This window comes from Antarcticimicrobium sediminis, from assembly GCF_004348975.1.
In the GTDB taxonomy this organism is placed as follows: domain Bacteria; phylum Pseudomonadota; class Alphaproteobacteria; order Rhodobacterales; family Rhodobacteraceae; genus Antarcticimicrobium; species Antarcticimicrobium sediminis.
On the sequence record NZ_SMFP01000008.1, the window covers coordinates 23,196 to 40,313 of the forward strand.

Sequence of the window (17,118 nt, forward strand, 5' to 3'; positions counted from 1 at the left end):
CATGCTGATTGCCCTGATCGCCCGCGACAAACCCGGTGCGCTGCCCATCCGCAAGGAGAATCGCACCGAGCATCTGGCCTATATCGAGAAAACCGGCGTCGTCTTTCAGGCCGGTCCGCTGATTGAGGGCGGCGAGATGGCCGGATCTCTGGTGATCCTTGATGTGGCGGACAAATCCGCCGCCGAAGACTGGGCCGCCAATGATCCCTATGCCAAGGCCGGTCTGTTCGACAAGGTCGAGCTGATCGAATGGAAAAAGGTCGTCGGCTGATGGCCTTTTGGCTGTTCAAATCCGAACCTTCGACCTGGGGCTGGGACGACCAGATGGCCAAGGGCGACGCGGGCGAGGAATGGGACGGCGTGCGCAACTATCAGGCGCGCAATTTCATGCGGGTGATGAAGATCGGCGACAAGGGCTTTTTCTATCACTCGCAAAAGGAAAAGGCGATCGTCGGGCTGGTCGAGATCTGCGCCGAGGCACATCCCGACAGCAGTACCGACGATCCCCGCTGGGACTGTGTGGACATCAAGGCGCTGCGCCCGGTCAAAACGCCCGTGACGCTGGATCAGATCAAGGCCAACCCAAGGTTGCAGAACATGGTTCTGGTGCAAAATTCGCGCCTGTCGGTGCAGCCGGTGACGGACGAAGAATGGCGCATCGTCTGTGATCTGGCCGGGGTTTCGCCCGACTGACAAGGGGCCAACGAAAAACGCCGCGCTGGTGTCCCAGCGCGGCGCATAACTTTCTATCCTCGACCGAACCGGTCGATCAGTACCGGTAATGGTCCGGCTTGAACGGGCCTTGCTGCGGCACGCCGATATACTCGGCCTGTTCCACGCTCAGCTCGGTCAGTTTCACGCCGATCTTGGCCAGATGCAGGCGGGCAACCTTTTCATCCAGATGCTTGGGCAGGATATAGACCTCGTTCTTGTACTGATCGCCATGGGTGAACAGCTCGATCTGGGCCAGAACCTGGTTGGTAAAGCTTGCCGACATCACGAACGAGGGGTGCCCGGTGGCATTGCCGAGGTTCAGCAAACGCCCTTCGGACAACAGGATGATGCGGGCGCCCGAGGGCATCTCGATCATGTCCACCTGGTCCTTGATGTTGGTCCATTTGTGGTTCTTCAGCCCGGCGACCTGAATTTCGTTGTCGAAATGGCCGATGTTGCCGACGATGGCCATGTCCTTCATCGCGCGCATATGCTCGATGCGGATCACGTCCTTGTTGCCGGTGGTGGTAATGAAGATGTCAGAGGAGTCGATCACATCCTCCAGCAACACCACCTCATAGCCGTCCATCGCCGCCTGCAGCGCGCAGATCGGATCGGCTTCGGTCACTTTCACACGGGCGCCCGCACCGCTCAGCGAGGCGGCGCAACCTTTGCCCACATCGCCATAGCCGCAGACGGTGGCGACCTTGCCGGCCATCATGGTGTCGGTGGCGCGACGGATACCGTCGACCAGCGATTCCTTACAGCCATATTTGTTGTCGAATTTCGACTTGGTGACGCTATCGTTCACGTTGATGGCGGGGAAGGGCAGGTGGCCTTTTTCCATCATCTTGTACAGGCGATGCACGCCGGTGGTGGTCTCTTCCGACACGCCCTGGATCAGGTGACGCTGCTTGACGAACCAGCCCGGGCTTTGCGCCATCCGCTTCTTGATCTGCGCGAACAGCGCGACCTCTTCGTCGCTGGTCGGGGTCTCGATCAGGTCGGTTTCGCCCTCTTCAACGCGGGCCCCCATCAGGATGTAAAGCGTGGCGTCGCCGCCATCGTCCAAGATCATGTTGGCGGCGCCTTCCTCGAATTGGAAGATGCGGTCGGCATAGTCCCAGTATTCTTCAAGGGTTTCGCCCTTGATGGCAAACACCGGAATGCCGCTGGCGGCGATTGCTGCGGCGGCGTGATCCTGCGTCGAGAAAATGTTGCAGGACGCCCAACGCACCTGCGCGCCCAGCGCGATCAGGGTTTCGATCAGAACGGCAGTCTGGATCGTCATGTGCAAAGAGCCCGCGATCAGCGCGCCTTTCAGCGGCTGCGCCTCGCCGTATTCTTCGCGCAGGGCCATCAGGCCCGGCATTTCGGTTTCGGCGATGTTCAGCTCTTTGCGGCCAAAATCGGCGAGCGCAATGTCCTTGACGATGTAATCTGTTGCCATGTCTTCAAATTCCCTGAATGTGGTACTTGCAGCGCAAATAGCATTCACACCCCACAGGAACAATACCTGTGGCAGCTTTGCGCCGGCGGTGGTCAAACCGCCGTTGCGCCGCGCCGCCCAAACAGTCAAAACGCGCGACAACGACTCCCAATCCGACGGTGACATGAATGAAACAGCCCCGCGCCTGGCAACGTATGCTTTCCGGCCGCCGGCTTGATCTGCTGGACCCGACGCCGGTGGATATCGAGATCGAGGATATCGCCCACGGGCTTGCCTTTGTCGCGCGCTGGAACGGGCAGACGCGGGGCGACTATGCCTATTCGGTGGCCGAACATTCGCTTCTGGTCGAAACGCTGTTTTCCCGCATCGCCCCCGCCGCGCCGGTCAAATGGCGGCTGGCCGCGCTGCTGCACGATGCGCCGGAATACGTGATCGGGGACATGATTTCGCCGGTCAAGGCGGCGGTTGGGCCCGGCTATGGAGAGCTGGATACCCGGTTGGTGGCGGCGATCCATATCCGCTTTGGCCTGCCCGCAACGCTCCCGGTCAAGGTCAAGCAACAGATCAAGAAGGCCGATCGCATCAGCGCCTGGATGGAGGCGACGCAAATCGCCGGATTTTCCGACAGCGAGGCCAACAAGTTCTTTGGCAGGCCCGATCTGGCGCTGACCGAGGGGCTTGATATCCGCCTGCGCCCGCCGAAAGAGGTGCGCGCGGCCTATACCGCGCGGCACGAAACCTTGCTGAACGCGATGGGCTAGCCTGTCGTGGTCTCATCGCCCGCTGCCGCACGAGCGGCCCGACGATCCCGGCGCAGCGTACGCACGCGTTGTTTCTTGTAAAACGGCGACTCGACAAAAGCGTCGTTTCCGCCCAGCCCCTTTTCGGTCAGGATTGTCTGGCGCTCGTCCTCGCTCAGAACCGGCCAGTCCAGCCCCTTGCGCACGAAGCCCGCATCGCCCAGCGCCCGGCCCAGAACCGCGTGGTTAAGCTCGCCAAAGGACAGCCGGTTGGATTTCTTCTGCTTGGCCTTGACCCATTCGGTGCGCAACGCCTGTATGACCACCGGGGTGGAGCCGCAAAACTGTGCCACGTTCTGGGCCAGCAGGTTGTTGGCCCCCAACCGGCGGCGCAGGATCATCGCAACCGGCTGATCGGCGCGCCCGACCATCGCGAACAGATGCAACGCCGATCCATCCGCCGCGATCACCTGTTTCGCCGCCTTGTAGCGGGCAAGCTGGGTCGCGATGTCGTGGCTTTGGGGATGAAAGATCTCGTAGCCTTCGGCCTCCAGCAGCTCTTCCAGCCGCTCTTCGCCCAGCAGCCCGCCCTTGCCAAGCCCGAGTTTCGAGCGCGAGATATAGATCTTGTCCGGGCCTTCCGGTTTCACGTCTCGGGCAAAGCCGCGGTGGATCGCGTCGCGGAATTTCTGCGTCCCGGTGGTGATCTTGCCCAGACCAAAGCCCTGACCGGGCACCACCAGTTCTTCGACCTGCATCGGGTCGGTGGCAACGCGGATGGGCAGGCCGGGCGCGAACATGTCGATGAAATCGCGCTGAAATCCGCGCACCGTCTCGCCGACGCTGGGGCGTTTGGGAATGAACAGAATGCCATCAACCGGCTTGTCCAGCGCATCCAGCGCCCAAAGCCGGGACGAGCTTTCCACCAGAAAATGCCCGAAATGGGCCCAAAGCACTCCGCCCCAAAGCCAGCGACCGCTCAAGCGGGGCCCAACCTGTTTCGGGGCCGGGGGTTCGGTGGTCAGTGGTCGGTATTTGCGCCACAGCGCCCCCTGCGGACAATAGCGCCCGTCGCTGTCCAACACGCCGGCGGGCTGAAAGAAGCTGCTTTCAGCCGGGGGCACGACAGTGGCGCCCTGCAAGGTGATGATCTGTTCTGACCAGCCGCCTTCGGGCAGTGGCTGGCTGTCAGGCCCAAGCAGGTCCGCCTGTGTCATGACCGCCCCCTCAGCGCGGGCTGCGTTTGGCAAGAATACGTTGCAACGTGCGCCGGTGCATATTCAACCGCCGCGCCGTCTCGCTGACGTTGCGGTCGCACAGCTCATAAACCCGCTGGATATGTTCCCAGCGCACGCGGTCCGCGCTCATCGGGTTTTCCGGCGGCGGCGGCAGCTCGTCCGGCTTGGCCAGCAGCGCATTGGTGATGTCGGTGGCATCGGCGGGCTTGGACAAGTAATCTGTCGCCCCGATCTTGACCGCCGCGACGGCGGTGGCAATGGCGCCATACCCGGTCAACACCACGACCCGGCAATCGGGGCGCTTTTCGCGCAGCACCTCGACCACGTCGAGCCCGTTGCCGTCCTCCAGCCGCAGATCGACCACCGCATAGGCGGGGGGCCGTGCGGTGGCGATGGCGCGGCCACCGGCAACGGACGAGGCCATCTCGATCTCGAACCCGCGCTTCTCCATCGCCTTGGCCAACCGCCGCAGAAACGGCTCATCGTCATCTACAAGAAGAAGCGATCTGTCTTCCCCGATCTCGCTCAAAGCTGGCCCGGCCATGCGCACTCCCTTGCAGGTTCGACATTATCTTGTTGTCAATGACTAATAGCAGCGCAGAAACAAAGGTCAAACGCCCAAAATACTGCCCGCCGGTTCGATTACATCTTGTCGAGGAAACATCCGATCTGATCCGCCATCTGTTCCGGGCTCAGGTCGCGGCGGAAAAACTCCACGAACCCGTCCTCGGGCAGCACCAGATAAGAAAAGGTGGAATGGTCGATCAGATAGTAATCCTCATCGCCTTCCTGCTTCTTGAAATAGGTTTTATAGGCCTGGCTGGCGGCCTTGACCTGTTCCGGCGACCCGGTCAACCCGATCATGCGCTCATGCAGGTTGGCGGCGAAATCGCCCACAACCTCGGGCGTGTCGCGCGCCGGGTCGATCGAGATGAAGACCGGCGTCACGCTCATGCCACGGCTGTCCAACACGTCGATCGCCTCGACATTGCGCGAATTGTCCAGCGGGCAGACATCCGGGCAATAGGTATAGCCGAAATACAGCAGCGACGGTCCGGTGATCACGTCCTTGTCAGTCACCGTCTCGCCCTTGGCATTGACCAGTTCGAACGGGCCGCCGATCTGGCTGGTGCCGCCGGCAATCTTGCTGGTGCGGCACTGGGCAAAGCGATCGTCCCCCGCTCCGGGTTGAGAGACAAACCAGATGACGCCCAGCGCGGCGGCAACAAGAACGGCGGCAAGAATGGCATAAATGCGGGTCATGGGCGGGCCTTCGACATAAGATGTGTTGTACCTTGCGACCGAGAGACCTATCACCATCCCCAGCCGATGCAACTGACTTAGGGATTTCATGCCGGAATCCAATGTGGGCATTTGGCGCGGCCAGGAGCGTAGCAGCTGGATCCGGCTGCGCACCCTGATATTGCTGCGCTGGGTCGCCATCGCGGGCCAGATCAGTGCGATCACGGCTGCCCAACGCATGTATCACCTGCAGCTAGAGCTGGTGCTGTGTTATCTCGCCATCGGCATTTCGATCATCGTCAACATCAGCGCCATGTTCCTGTTTCCCGAGAACAAGCGGCTTTCGGAATTCGAAAACTTCCTGATGGTGCTCTATGATCTGCTGCAATTGGCCTTTCTGCTGTATCTCACCGGCGGGCTGGACAACCCGTTTGCGCTGCTGTTGCTGGCGCCGGTCACCATCTCGGCCAATGTTCTGGGGTTACGCGCCACGCTGATCATCGGCGGTACCGCGATCTTGCTGGTCACGCTGCTGGCACAGTACCACCTGCCGCTGCACACGGACGCGGGGGTCGTCCTGCGGGTTCCCGACATGTTCGTCTTTGGCAACTGGGCGGCGATCATCATCGCGGCGGTGTTCATGGGGGCCTATTCCTATCGCATCAACTCGGAAATGCAGTCGATGTCCGATGCGCTCTCGGCGACGCATCTGGCGCTGTCGCGAGAACAGAAGCTGACCGATCTGGGCGGGGTCGTCGCCGCCGCCGCGCATGAGCTGGGCACACCGCTGGCCACCATCAAGCTGGCCAGCTCCGAGCTGATCGAAGAGCTCGACGATCAACCCGAATTGCGCGAGGACGCCGTTTTGATCCGGCAACAGGCCGACCGCTGCCGCGACATCCTGCGCAGCATGGGGCGCGCCGGAAAAGATGATCTGCACCTGCGTCAGGCCCCGCTCAGCGCCTTGGTGCACGAAGCTGCCGAACCGCATATGCAACGCGGCAAGACCCTGCATTTCTCGGAAGAGCCCGGTGCGGGCGCCGCGCCACAGCAACCCGCGGTCCTGCGCCTGCCCGAAGTGATCCACGGGCTGCGCAACCTGATCCAGAACGCGGTCGATTTCGCCGACGCCAATGTCTGGGTCGAGATGACATGGACCGAGGATCAGATCCGGGTGCGCATCGTCGATGACGGCCACGGATTTCCGCCGCAGGTCATGGGCCGCATCGGCGATCCTTTCATGCGCCGCCGTCGCGGTGGCGAGCCGGAAAGCTCTGACCGCCCGGAATACGAGGGGATGGGGCTGGGCCTGTTCATCGCCAAGACGCTGCTGGAACGCTCGGGCGCGACGCTCAGCTTTTCCAACGGGCTTGACCCCTACAAGACGGTGCCGATCCGCCCCGATCAAAGCGGCGCCATCGTCGAGGTGGTCTGGCCCCGCAGCAAACTTGACGCCCAGACCGGCGAATTTGCCCTGCCGCTGGGGGCCAATCAACCGATCGAAATATAAGGTTGGGCGCGACGCTGCTGCGCGATAGTCTGAAGGTAAACCTCCGTTAACCTTTTGATCCCCATTCTGGGGATCATCGTGACTGACTTGGGACGGCCACCATGTTTGACATCACCCTCGGCGAATGGGCCGCGCTTGCCGCGATCTGCCTGAGCACCGCGATGCTGGCGGTTCTGTGGCTTTCGCCGCCGACGCGGGCGCCCCTGTCCACACGCAAGACCCCGCCCGGCGCCAGCCTGAACCAGGATCCGGTCTTTCTGTTCGAGGGGCGCGAACTGATCGATGCCTCGGCTGCGGCCCGCGCGATTGCCGGCGATTCCAGTGACGACGTAACCTGGAACACGCTGCGCGAAGCGCTGTTGCCCAATTTCCCCAGCTTTCCGCCAGACCCCGATCAGGTCCGCGACTCGGGCCGCCTCTCGGTGCCGTCGCTCGACCGGGAACCACCGGGCGAGGCGATGTGCGAATGGATCGACGGCATCACGCGGGTGCATCTGCGCTCGGGCACGCCGCTGTCAACGGTGGACCTGCCGCCCTTGGCAAAGGAACTTGATATCCTGCGCACCGCCACCAATGCCGCGCCCTATCCAGCCTGGCGGGTCGACGATCAGGGTCAGGTCACCTGGTGCAACAGCGCCTATGCCACACTGGTCCGCAAGGTGCGCGGGCGTGATGCCGACACCGCCGAAACCCTGTTCCCCGAGGTGGGGCCCGATACACCAGCGCGGCGCAAACAGCGACAAGCCGTCCTCCTTGGCCCGGGCAAGCAAAGGCTTTGGTACGACGTCTGGACGATCCCGCAGAAGGGCGGGCATCTGTGTTATGCCATGGACATGAACGCGGTGGTCGATGCCGAGGCCGCGCAGCGCAATTTCGTCCAGACCCTGACCAAGACCTTTGCCCAACTCTCGATCGGGCTGGCGATCTTTGACCGCAACCGGCAACTGGCGCTGTTCAACCCGGCCCTGATCGACCTGACTTCGCTGCCCGCCGATTTCCTCAGTGCCCGGCCCAGCCTTCTCAGCTTTTTCGACCGGCTGCGCGACAGCGCGATGATGCCCGAACCCGACGATTACAACAGCTGGCGCCAAGAGCTTGCCGACCTGGTCGAGGCCGCCGCCAGTGGCCAGTATCAGGAAACCTGGTCGCTCGCCTCTGGTTCGGTCTATTCGGTCAGCGGCCGGCCCCACCCCGATGGGGCCGTAGCCTTTCTGTTCGAGGATATCACCGCCGAGATCACCCTGACCCGCCGCTTCCGGGCCGATCTGGAACAAAGTCAGGCAGTGCTCGACGCGCTGGGGGGCGCGATTGCGGTCTTTGCCCCCGATGGCGCGCTGACCTTCTGCAACGCCGCCCACCGCTCCCTTTGGGGGATCGACCCGGACAGCAGCTTTGCCCAGTACACCGTGGTCGACGCAACGCGGAACTGGCAGGATCAGTGCCTAGCCACCCCGCTCTGGGGCGAGCTGCGCGATTTCGTCTCCTCGCGCGAGAACCGCACGGAATGGCAGGCCGAGGTGCGGTTGCGCAGCGGGGCGCGGCTGGATTGCACGGTGCGGCCGATCCAGAAGGGAGCGACCATGGTGGAATTCACTCCCGCCTTGGTGCCGCCCGCCGCCGTCGACACCGAAACCGGGTCCGAAACAGCCGCACCCGCTCCCACCCAACCGCTCTGATCCGGCTTGCAGCGGCGCGGCGGCGCGGCCATTGTGGCGCCATGATCCGATCCCCCCTGTCCCTGACCCTAGCGACCCCCGATGCCACCGCCCGGCTGGCGCAACATCTTGGTGCGCTGCTGCGCCCGGGTGATTGCCTGCTACTTGACGGGCCGATCGGGGCGGGCAAGACCCATTTCTCCCGCCACATGGTTCAATCGCTGATGGATCTGCCCGAGGACGTGCCCTCGCCGACTTTCACGCTGGTCCAGACCTATGACACCCGGGCAGGAGAGCTTTGGCATGCCGATCTTTACCGCCTGTCCTCTCCCGAAGAGATCGAAGAGCTGGGCCTGGGCGAGGCGATGGAAACCGCGATCTGCCTGATCGAATGGCCCGACCGGCTGGGCCCGCTGACCCCGCCGGATGCCCTAAGGCTGCGCTTTGCCCCGATTGACGCGGACGAAGACAGCCGTCACCTGACGCTTAGCTGGAGCGCGCCGCGCTGGACGGTGCTTCTGGCGCAACTGGACGAGCTTGCCCATGCCTGACCGCGCAACATTGATCGACAGCTTTCTGGCCACCACCGACTGGGCCGGCGTCCCCCGCGCCCCACTGGCCGGGGATGCCTCCAACCGCCGGTACGAGCGGCTGACCGACCCCGTCACCGGGCGCAGCGCCGTGTTGATGGACGCCCCCCCCGACAAGGGCGAAGATGTCCGCCCCTTCGTCACCATCGCCCGCTTTCTGCGCGACAAGGGGCTGAGCGCCCCCGAAATCTATGCAGAGGATGCCGAAACCGGTTTCCTTCTGCTGGAGGATCTGGGCGATGCGCTGTTCGCCCGCGTGCTCGCCGCCGACCCGACGCCCGAACGCCAGCTTTATGAGGCCGCAACCCATGTACTGGTCGCGCTGCATGAACTCCCCCCGCCAGAGTTGTCGCCCTATTCCCCGCCTCTGATGGCGCAGCTGTCCGGCCTTGCCTTCAGCAAATATCGCCTTGGCATCACCGGCGATGACGGCGGCGAAGCCTATGCCCGGTTCCTGACCCGGTTCGAGGATATCCTGCGCGCCACCGCCGGCGGCAAACAGGTGGTGATCCTGCGCGACTACCACGCCGAAAACCTGATCTGGCTGCCAGAGCGGAGCGGGCCGGCGCGCGTCGGTCTGCTGGATTTTCAGGACGCGATGCTGGGGCACCCGGCCTATGATCTGGTCTCGCTGTTGCAAGACATCCGCCGCGACGTGCCGGCGGGAATCGAGATCGCGATGACCGATCTGTACATTTCGGCCACCGGAGTGGACGATCACGCCTTTCGCACCGCCTATGCCGTGCTCGGCGTCCAGCGCAATTTGCGCATCCTCGGGGTCTTTGCCCGGCTCGCCACCGATTATGGCAAACCGCACTATCTTGATCTGATCCCGGCGGTCTGGGCGCATCTGAAACGCGGCCTTGATCACCCGGCGCTCGCCCCCGTCGCCGATCTGCTGCTGGAAGCGCTGCCCGCCCCCACGCCCGAGGCGCTCACCGCGCTGCGACCGGCATGAACTGCCGCCCACAGGCCGCCATGCTGTTCGCCGCCGGCTTTGGCACAAGGATGGGGGCGTTGACCCGGGACCGGCCCAAACCACTGGTCGAGGTGGCGGGGCGACCGCTGATTGATCATGCGCTGGATCTGCTGCGCCCGCTGTCCCTGCCACGGGTGGTGGCGAACCTGCATTACAAACCCGATATGCTGCGCGCCCATCTGGAACCGCTCGGCGTTGCACTGTCGCTGGAGCAGCCCGAGATCCTCGACACCGGCGGCGGGCTGCGCGCCGCCTTGCCGCTGCTCGGGCCGGGGCCGGTCTTTACGCTGAACACCGATGCCATCTGGTCCGGGCCGAACCCGCTGGAGCTGCTGAGCGCGGCGTGGGACGAGGGGGCAATGGATGCGCTGCTGATCTGCATCCGCCCCGACCGGGCACTTGGCCACACAGGGGCGGGCGATTTCGCGCTGGGCGACACCGGTCACATCACGCGCGGGCCCGGCGTGATCTATGGCGGCGCGCAGATCCTGCGCACCGAGTTGCTGGACGAGATCGACGAAGACGTGTTTTCGCTGAACCGCGTATGGGACAAGATGCTGGCGCGTAACCGCCTGTTCGCACTGGAATATCCCGGGCGCTGGTGCGACGTTGGCCATCCGGACGGCATCGCGCTGGCCGAAACCCTGCTGGCAGAGGCCCCTGATGTTTGATCCTGACACGACCGCCCGCGTCTTTGCCCTGCCTCCGGGCGTGGATTTTCCCGACGCGCTGATCGCCGGGCTGAGAACCCGCATGGCGGGCCAGCCGCCCGAGGCGCTGGCGCGGGTGCAACTGGTGGTCAACACCCGCCGCATGGCCCGGCGCATCCGCGACATCTTTGATGGCGGCCCGCCCTGCCTTTTGCCGCAGCTTTCGCTGGTCACCGATCTGGGCGAAAGCGGCGCGATGGACCACCTACCACCCGCGATCCCGCCCCTGCGCCGACGGCTGGAACTGACGCAGCTGATCGCCAAGCTGCTAGACCAACAGCCGGATCTGGCCGCGCGCGCCTCGCTTTATGATCTGGCCGACAGCCTTGCCGGGTTGATCGACGAAATGCAGGGCGAGGGCGTCTCGCCCGCCGATATCCGCAATCTGGATGTCAGCGACCTGTCTGGCCACTGGGCGCGCGCGCAGACCTTTATCGGGATCGCCGACGATCTGCTCGCCAGCGACGAAGACGAACTGGACATGCAGGCGCGTCAGCGCCGCGTGGTCGAAGGGCTGATCGCGCGCTGGCAGGATGTGCCGCCACAGCACCCGGTGATCCTTGCCGGGTCTACCGGATCGCGCGGCACCACGCTGATGCTGATGCAGGCGATCGCGCGGCTGCCGCAAGGCGCGGTGGTGCTGCCCGGCTATGACTTCGACCAACCGGACGCGGTCTGGGGTGGGCTCGACCGGGCGCTAACCTCGGAAGATCACCCGCAATACCGGTTTCGCAAACTGATGGATCGGTTGGAGGTTGCGCCGGGCGAGATCCGCCGTTGGGCCGACACCGCGCCGCCCGCACCCACCCGCAACCGGCTGGTCTCGCTGGCGCTGCGCCCGGCGCCGGTGACCGATGCCTGGATGGCCGAAGGGCCAAGTCTTACCGGGCTGGACGCCGCCACCGCCGATCTGACCTTGATCGAGGCCGCCTCACCCCGCGACGAGGCGCTGGCGATCGCGCTGCGGCTGCGCGAGGCGGCACAAACCGGGCAATCGGCGGCGCTGATCACCCCCGACCGGATGCTGACGCGACAGGTCACCGCCGCGCTGGAACGCTGGAACATCATCCCCGACGACAGCGCCGGGCAACCGCTGCACCTATCCCCGCCGGGCCGGTTTCTGCGCCATGTGGCCGAGCTGTTCAGCGGACGGTTGACCAGCGAAACCCTGCTCACCCTCCTGAAACACCCGCTGTGCCATGACGGCGGTGGGCGCGGCGATCACCTGCGCCATGCCCGCGATCTGGAGCTTGACCTGCGCCGACACGGACCGGCCTTTCCCGATGCGGCGGGGCTTTCCCGTTTTGCCGCCCGCCAAGATGGCAACAGCTTCGGCCCGTGGCTCGACTGGCTTACCGATTGTTTCTGCGACCGGGCACGACCGGGCGAGCGCGCGCTCTGCGATTGGGTTGCCGATCTGCGCGCCTTGGCCGAAAGGATCGCGGCAGGCAGCCAGACAGACACCACCCAGACCGGCGACAGCGGCACGCTCTGGCAAAAGAACGCCGGTCAAAAGGCGCTTGCGGTGATCACCACGCTGGAGCGCGAGGCCGAGCACGGCGGCGCCATGAGCGCGCGCGACTTTGCCGATCTGCTGGGGGCGCTGTTGCAGGGCGAAGAGGTGCGCGACCGCGACGCCGGGTTCCGTGGCATCATGATCTGGGGCACGCTGGAGGCGCGGGTGATGGGCGCCGATCTGCTGATCCTCGGCGGCTTGAACGAGGGCAGCTGGCCGGAACCGGCGCGCCCCGATCCGTGGTTGAACCGACAGATGCGCGATCGTGCGGGGCTGTTGCTGCCGGAACGGCGCATCGGCCTTTCGGCGCATGATTTCCAACAAGCAATCGCCGCGCCCGAGGTCTGGCTGACCCGCGCAAAACGCTCGGACGACGCCGAAACCGTGCCCTCGCGCTGGCTCAACCGGCTGACCAACCTGCTCGCCGGGCTGCCGGGGCAGGGTGGGCCGCAGGCGCTGAGCGACATGCGCGCGCGCGGGCGCACATGGCTGGACTGGGCCGGGGCGCTGGAGGAAACCACGCCGGTGCCCTCGGCGCCGCGCCCCTCGCCGCGCCCGCCGGTGACGGCACGTCCGGACCGGCTTAGCGTGACCGAGATCAAGCGGCTGATCCGCGATCCTTACGCCGTTTATGCCCGACGCGTGCTGCGGTTGCACCCGCTGGACCCGCTGGTGCAGGAGGCCGACTCGCTGCTGCGCGGAACCGTGCTGCATGAGGTGTTCGAGCGCTTCATTCGCGACGATCTGGGCGGCGGCGCACCGATGGATCGCGCCACGCTGCTCGCCCGCGCCAAAGAGGTTCTGGACGAGCATGTGCCCTGGCCCACCGCCCGCGCGCTTTGGCTGGCGCGGCTGGGCCGGATCGCCCCGGCCTTTCTGGAAGGCGAGGCGGCGCGTCAGGACATCGCGCGCCCGCTGGCCTTTGAGGCCTCGGGACAAATGCGGATCGACCCGCCGGGCGTCACGCTGGTGGGCCGCGCCGACCGGATCGACATGGACACGCGCGGCGCGATGTACATCTATGACTACAAGACCGGCGCACCGCCGAGCCGCGACCAGCAGGCCAAGTTCGACAAGCAGCTTTTGATCGAGGCAGCGATGATCGAACAGGTCGGGTTTGGCAAGATCGCCGCCGCGCCGGTGGCCGGGGCCAGCTTTATCGGGATCGGCAGCAGCTACAAGGAAGTGCCGGCGCCGCTAGGGGATGAGCCGCCGGCGCAGGTGCTTGAGGATCTGCGCGAATTGCTCACCGCCTATGCCCGGCCCGATCAGGGCTATACCGCGCGCCGGATGCTGTTCAAGGACAGCGATGTCGGCGATTACGACCACCTCGCACGGTTCGGAGAATGGGACCGCGCGACCGCCCCCACCCCGGAGGATCTGACATGAGCCCACGGGACGACGCCACCGAACGACAGGTGCAAGCGGCACGACCCGATGCCTCGACATGGTTGGCGGCCAACGCCGGCTCGGGCAAGACGCGGGTGCTGACCGACCGGGTGGCGCGGCTGTTGCTGGCGGATGTGGAGCCGCAGCACATCCTGTGCCTCACCTATACCAAGGCGGCGGCAAGCGAGATGCAGAACCGGCTGTTCAAGCGTCTTGGCGAATGGGCAATGCTGGAAGACAAGGCGTTGCGCGGCCAGTTGGAGGGGCTGGGCGCCGAGGGGGCGATCACGCCAGAGCGGCTGGCCCATGCCCGCACCCTGTTCGCCCGCGCCATCGAAACCCCGGGCGGGCTGAAGATCCAGACGATCCACTCGTTCTGCGCCTCGCTGCTGCGCCGCTTCCCGCTGGAGGCGGGGGTGAGCCCGCAGTTTTCCGAGATGGAGGACCGGGCCGCCGCGCTGCTGCGCGAGGAAATCATCGAGGATTTCGCCGACGGGCCGCAGGCCGCCTTGATCGCCACGCTGGCGCAGCACCTGACCGATACGGATTTCAGCGCCTTGACCGCCGCCGTGACCGGCAAGCGCGCGGCCTTTGCGCAACCGCTGGAGATGACCGCGCTGCTGGCGCTGTTCGATCTGCCGCCGGGCTTTGACGAAGACGCGCTGAGCGCCGAGGTGTTTCTGGGCGGCGAGGGCGAGCTGTTGGCGCAGTTGTGCACCGTGCTCGCCAGTGGCAAGAGCACCGATCAAAAGGCGGCGGCAAAGCTTGCCCCGATTTCTGATCCGGGCCTCTCCGATTTGCCCCTGTTGGAGGGGGTCTTTCTCACCGGTGCTGGCGCGAAGGAGCCGTTTTCGGCCAAGTTAGGGTCTTTTCCCACCAAGGATCTGCGCAACGACCACCCCGAACTGATGAACCGGGTGGAACCCTTGATGCTGCGCGTCGAGGCCGCCCGCGCGCGGCGGCTGGGGCTGGCAGCGGCGCGAAAATCGCAGGCGCTTCACGCCTTTGCCGCCGCGTTCCTGCCCGAGTACGAACGCCGCAAACAGCTGCGCGGCTGGCTCGATTTCGACGACCTGATCCTGAAGACCCGGCAGCTTTTGAACGACCCCGGCGTCGCCGCCTGGGTGCTGTACCGGCTGGATGGTGGCATTGATCATATCCTTGTGGACGAGGCGCAGGATACCAGCCCGGAACAATGGGACGTGATCGAGAAACTAGCGCAGGAGTTCACCTCTGGTCAGGGCGCGCGGGCGGATGTCGAGCGCACGATTTTCGTGGTCGGCGACAAGAAACAGTCGATCTATTCGTTCCAAGGCGCCGATCCGGACGCCTTTGACCGGATGCAGGCCGAATTTTCCAAACGTCTTGAGGATACCGGCGCGGGATTGCAGGATCTGACGCTGGAATATTCCTTTCGCTCGGCGCAGGCGATCCTGCAGCTTGTCGATCTGGTGTTCGAGGGCCGGGCCGAGGCCGGGTTTCCCAAGGGTTCGCTGCACCGGGCGTTCAAATCCGATCTGCCCGGGCGCGTCGATCTCTGGCCGGTGGTGGAAAAGGTCGAGGATGACGTCGAAGGCGACTGGACCAACCCGGTGGACCGACCCGGCGCGCGCCATCACACCGTGGTGCTGGCCGAACGCATCGCCGCCGGTATCAAGGCGATGATCGACGGCGGGGAAACCGTGCCGGTGGATGGGGCCGAACCCGGCACATTTCGCCGCCGCCCGGTGCAGGCCGGCGATTTCCTGATCCTTGTGCAACGCCGCTCTGATCTGTTTGCCGAGATCATCCGCGCCTGCAAATCCGCGCGGCTGCCGATCGCGGGGGCCGACCGGCTCAAGGTCGGGGCAGAACTGGCGGTCAAGGATCTGGCGGCGCTGCTGCGCTTTCTCGCCACGCCGGAAGATGACCTGTCGCTGGCGACGGTGTTGAAATCCCCGCTGCTGGGTTGGGGCGAACAAGGGCTGTTCGATCTGGCGCATCGGCGCGAAAAACGCTTTCTCTGGCAGGCGTTGCGCGACCGGGCCTCCGAATTTCCCGAAACGCTGGCGCTGCTGAACGATCTGCGCAACCAGACCGATTTCCTGCGCCCCTATGATCTGATCGAACGCATCCTGACCCGCCACGATGGCCGCCGCCGCCTATTGGCGCGGCTGGGCGCCGAGGCCGAGGACGGGATCAATGCGCTGCTCAGTCAGGCGCTGGCCTATGAACGCAGCGCGATCCCCAGCCTGACCGGGTTTCTGGTGTGGATGGAAACCGACGATCTGGAAATCAAACGCCAGATGGGCAGCGCCGGGAACATGATCCGGGTGATGACGGTGCATGGCGCCAAGGGGCTGGAATCTCCGATTGTCATCCTGCCCGATACCGGCAAGCGACGGCCACCCAACATGGCGCAGGTGATGATGGCCGAGGGCGTGCCGCTGTGGCGCGCAGCAGCGACCGACATGCCACCGGCGCTGACCCGGGCGCGAGATACCGCGCTGGCCAAGCAAATGAACGAAAGGCAGCGGCTTTTGTACGTTGCGCTGACCCGGGCCGAGAAATGGCTGATCGTCGCCGCTGCGGGCGATTTGGATAAGAACGGCGACAGTTGGTACCAGATGGTGGAGGCCGCGATGACCCGCGCCGGGGCGGTGCCGCAGAGGTTCGAGGGCGGCTCCGGTCTGCGCTATGAGGTCGGCGACTGGACCGGGCCGGAACTGATCGCGATCGAGCAGCCGGTGAAACATTGCGTTCCGCTGCCGGGCTTTCTGCTGCAAGACGCCGCGCCGCCCGCGGATATCATGCCGACGCTGGGGCCCTCGGATCTGGGCGGGGCCAAGGCGCTGCCGGGTGAGGCCGGGCAGGACGAAGAGATCGCGAAGGCGCGCGGGACGCGGATTCACCTGTTGCTGGAACATCTGCCGGGAATGCCCGAGGCAGAGTGGGAGGCGGCAGCGCAACATCTGCTGTCCGAGCTGCCCGAGGTAGAGCGCGCCGAGCTGCTGGCCGAGGCGCGCGGCGTGTTGCGCGCGCCGGAGCTGTCCGCCGTCTTTGCACCCGATGCGTTGACCGAGGTGCCGGTAAGCGCGCCGCTGGGTGAGCGGCGGTTGCATGGGGTGATCGACCGGCTGATCATTTCGCCTGAGCGGATTTTGGCGGTGGATTTCAAAACCAACGCCACGGTGCCGATGCGGGCCGAAGACTGCCCCGAAGGGCTGTTGCGGCAAATGGGCGCCTATGCCGCTGCGCTGGCGCAGATCTATCCCGGCATTCCGGTCGAAACCGCGCTGCTTTGGACCCGCTCGGCACAGCTTATGGCACTGCCGCACGATCTTGTGACAGCGGCGCTTGCGCGGGCGGGTCACCTTGACGATACAGGTGGCGCTGCCTAACTTCG

General features: G+C 65.0%; 14 protein-coding genes. 10 read left to right on the plus strand and 4 right to left on the minus strand.

Going from position 1 to position 17,118, the window contains the following annotated elements; translation table 11 throughout:
• Position 1 precedes the first annotated feature (1 nt).
• Together E1B25_RS12810 and E1B25_RS12815 are read left to right on the plus strand one after the other, a co-directional pair.
• Positions 2-271, plus strand: a complete 270-nt coding sequence (locus tag E1B25_RS12810) for a YciI family protein (protein WP_132829859.1) — start codon at positions 2-4, stop codon at positions 269-271.
• Positions 271-693 (plus strand): EVE domain-containing protein, encoded by a 423-nt coding sequence (locus E1B25_RS12815; RefSeq protein ID WP_132829861.1) that lies wholly within the window; start codon positions 271-273, stop codon positions 691-693. Before E1B25_RS12810 ends, E1B25_RS12815 begins: the two co-directional genes overlap by 1 nt.
• 76 nt (positions 694-769) lie before the next feature.
• Here the strand turns inward: E1B25_RS12815 and ahcY are convergent, their stop codons facing one another.
• Positions 770-2,164, minus strand: coding sequence for an adenosylhomocysteinase (gene ahcY / locus E1B25_RS12820; protein ID WP_132829862.1), 1,395 nt, complete (start codon positions 2,162-2,164; stop codon positions 770-772).
• Between the two features lie 167 nt (positions 2,165-2,331).
• Between ahcY and E1B25_RS12825 the strand changes: the two genes are divergently transcribed.
• On the plus strand, positions 2,332-2,925 hold the full coding sequence (locus E1B25_RS12825; protein WP_132829864.1) for an HD domain-containing protein: 594 nt from the start codon (positions 2,332-2,334) through the stop codon (positions 2,923-2,925).
• Here the strand turns inward: E1B25_RS12825 and E1B25_RS12830 are convergent.
• From E1B25_RS12830 to E1B25_RS12840, 3 genes are all read right to left on the minus strand, one after another.
• Positions 2,922-4,121, minus strand: coding sequence for a glycosyltransferase 61 family protein (locus E1B25_RS12830; RefSeq protein ID WP_132829866.1), 1,200 nt, complete (start codon positions 4,119-4,121; stop codon positions 2,922-2,924). The genes E1B25_RS12825 and E1B25_RS12830 overlap by 4 nt on opposite strands.
• A gap of 10 nt (positions 4,122-4,131) precedes the next feature.
• Positions 4,132-4,686 carry an ActR/PrrA/RegA family redox response regulator transcription factor gene (locus E1B25_RS12835; protein ID WP_132829868.1) on the minus strand — a complete coding sequence of 185 codons (555 nt, stop codon included), beginning with the start codon at positions 4,684-4,686 and terminating at the stop codon, positions 4,132-4,134.
• A gap of 98 nt (positions 4,687-4,784) precedes the next feature.
• The gene (locus tag E1B25_RS12840) at positions 4,785-5,405 is read right to left on the minus strand and encodes an SCO family protein (RefSeq protein WP_132829869.1); all 621 of its coding nucleotides are present in this window, start codon (positions 5,403-5,405) and stop codon (positions 4,785-4,787) included.
• A gap of 88 nt (positions 5,406-5,493) precedes the next feature.
• On the opposite strand from E1B25_RS12840, the gene regB reads away from it, so the two are divergent.
• From regB to addA, 7 genes are all read left to right on the plus strand, one after another.
• On the plus strand, positions 5,494-6,894 hold the full coding sequence (gene regB / locus E1B25_RS12845; RefSeq protein ID WP_132829871.1) for a sensor histidine kinase RegB: 1,401 nt from the start codon (positions 5,494-5,496) through the stop codon (positions 6,892-6,894).
• 101 nt (positions 6,895-6,995) lie between these two features.
• On the plus strand, positions 6,996-8,570 hold the full coding sequence (locus E1B25_RS12850) for a PAS-domain containing protein (protein ID WP_132829873.1): 1,575 nt from the start codon (positions 6,996-6,998) through the stop codon (positions 8,568-8,570).
• Positions 8,571-8,611: 41 nt separating this feature from the next.
• Entirely contained in the window at positions 8,612-9,100 is a 489-nt protein-coding gene (gene tsaE, locus E1B25_RS12855) for a tRNA (adenosine(37)-N6)-threonylcarbamoyltransferase complex ATPase subunit type 1 TsaE (protein WP_132829874.1), read from the plus strand.
• Positions 9,093-10,097, plus strand: coding sequence for an aminoglycoside phosphotransferase family protein (locus E1B25_RS12860; RefSeq protein ID WP_132829876.1), 1,005 nt, complete (start codon positions 9,093-9,095; stop codon positions 10,095-10,097). Before tsaE ends, E1B25_RS12860 begins: the two co-directional genes overlap by 8 nt.
• Positions 10,094-10,789 (plus strand): nucleotidyltransferase family protein, encoded by a 696-nt coding sequence (locus E1B25_RS12865; protein ID WP_132829878.1) that lies wholly within the window; start codon positions 10,094-10,096, stop codon positions 10,787-10,789. The genes E1B25_RS12860 and E1B25_RS12865 overlap by 4 nt, the downstream gene beginning before the upstream one ends.
• Entirely contained in the window at positions 10,782-13,733 is a 2,952-nt protein-coding gene (gene addB, locus E1B25_RS12870) for a double-strand break repair protein AddB (protein ID WP_132829880.1), read from the plus strand. The genes E1B25_RS12865 and addB overlap by 8 nt, the downstream gene beginning before the upstream one ends.
• Positions 13,730-17,113, plus strand: coding sequence for a double-strand break repair helicase AddA (addA, locus tag E1B25_RS12875; RefSeq protein ID WP_132829881.1), 3,384 nt, complete (start codon positions 13,730-13,732; stop codon positions 17,111-17,113). The genes addB and addA overlap by 4 nt, the downstream gene beginning before the upstream one ends.
• Positions 17,114-17,118: the final 5 nt, after the last annotated feature.